The organism is Endozoicomonas sp. ONNA1 (assembly GCF_024606325.1).
GTDB lineage: Bacteria > Pseudomonadota > Gammaproteobacteria > Pseudomonadales > Endozoicomonadaceae > Endozoicomonas_A.
Map to the genome: position 1 here is coordinate 1 of NZ_JAHHPN010000671.1, position 1,818 is coordinate 1,818.

The 1,818-nt window shown below is 51.8% G+C and carries 1 protein-coding gene; it reads left to right on the plus strand.

Features of this window, described 5'->3' with window-relative positions; genetic code table 11:
• A partial coding sequence (locus KDK19_RS15750; RefSeq protein WP_257292322.1) for a hypothetical protein occupies positions 1-1,818 on the plus strand: 1,818 nt, incomplete at both ends.

Below are 1,818 nucleotides of genomic sequence, written 5' to 3' on the forward strand. Positions count from 1 at the left end.
AACAAGTTCGAGCGGGTGGTGTAGTCACCGTCACATCTCCCCTCACTGAGGCACTTTGGTTTTGTTTACTGGGTTCACTGCACAGGATTCGGGAAACGACAGGTCTGGAGCTCAGACTGCAGGTGGCTCATACCAAACGGCAACCAAAAGCTCTGGAATTGGAAGAAACCGATAAATACCCTTTGTTCGCTGACCTTCACTCAAAGGAAAAAAATAGCGGTCACGCCGCCTTTAGTACCGTCACGTATCAACAGTATGCCCAGGCAAGTCATTGGATCAATAATCACTCTGAATCACCTTTGGTCATTCAGCTTAATGAACAGACCAGCTTCAGTCAGCTGTTTGATAATATCCATATCGCCTCGGAACAAAAGGCACATTTTGGACGACGTCAGAGTGAGTTGCAGGAGGCTTTAAACTCTGGTGGGCCGGTCATATTGCGGGGGCTCGAGACTAATCCAAACCTCCAGCAACTTCTGGAGCCCCTGGCCGTTGGGCAACCTTTGTTGGTTAATGGCCAATTACAGGCTTACCCGGAAGCTCGTGTCACCGTTCTCTGGCCTGAGTTTTTGAAAAGTTCATCTCCACTATGGCGTTCGATAATAGCCACGGGTGAACCGTGTCCCGGGGTCGATATCTGGGGGATCAATGAGGTTAAGCATGATATCCCCCGGGCTGAGATGCCACGAAAAGCGCTTCAACAAATTTACGAAGCGTTTAAAACCGTGCCTCCCGACCTTTGTAACCCTCTGCCTGAACTGACCGAAGGGGTGTTGAATAACCTGATACTGGCTGCCCGGCGGGCACAACGGGTTGACCAGTCCCCAAAGCTCCTGCCCCGACACTGGCGCAAGGCCATTAATAGCGTCATCACCCATGGCACCCGACAGAATCCGTCAGTGCGGGATTTTATGAAAGTGGCCTGTTGGTGGTTACTGCCGGATGCCTGTAAAAAGCCGGGTGCTCATAGGAGGTCCGATGAGGGTCAAACTGCCTCGGTAGACCCGGATCGGTTAAATGCCATCATCAACAGTGCCCAGCGGTTGGATAGAGCGTTTGTGAGGCAGAACCTGTGGTCACTCGTCCGAGCCTCTGACCCGTCAGTCTTTAAGGGCAATGTATTTGAAGCGTTAAAACTGTCCTATGAAAGTCCATTTTCATGGGGGGCTGAAGAAGGTTCTCTGAACAGGCTCTGTGCCATAATCGTGGCCCATGCGCCCGAAAAACAACGAGAGGCAATGGCATATCAGTTGGAAGTTGATCCGGCAGCAGCAGAGCAATATTACCGGTTAGGTATCAGGCCTTCAGGACAGATTAAACGTTTACAAGATGCACTGGCTTCTGGCTGGCAGTTACCTCTGTCATCAGGGCAGACCCGATCCGATACCATTCACGCTTTAGCCAGCGATTGTTTTCATATTGCCAGAACAGCACATTCTGATGCAGCGGCCATTGAACGCATAGAGAACCGGCTTTCTCAGTCACTGGCATGGGAGGGCTCCGCTGATCAGCCACTGACAGCACTGGCCTGTGATCTTTATCACGGCAAGGTGAGTCAGAAGGATCGTGAAAGCCGTCGATTATCCCGACTCCATGACCGGCTTGTAGACTCACCCGTTATATTCCTGCAGGGAGAAACCGGCACCGGAAAAAGTTACTTTGCCGCCAGTATGGCAAAAGCTTCAGGACAGGCTTCGGTGATTTCCCTTGGACCTTCTGACAGCGAACAGACCCTGATGAAACGCTGGCAGTGGCAAGAGCAGGCCGATGGCGATCGCTCTATGGAACAGCAAAACCGGATGCTGATGGAATGGGCCA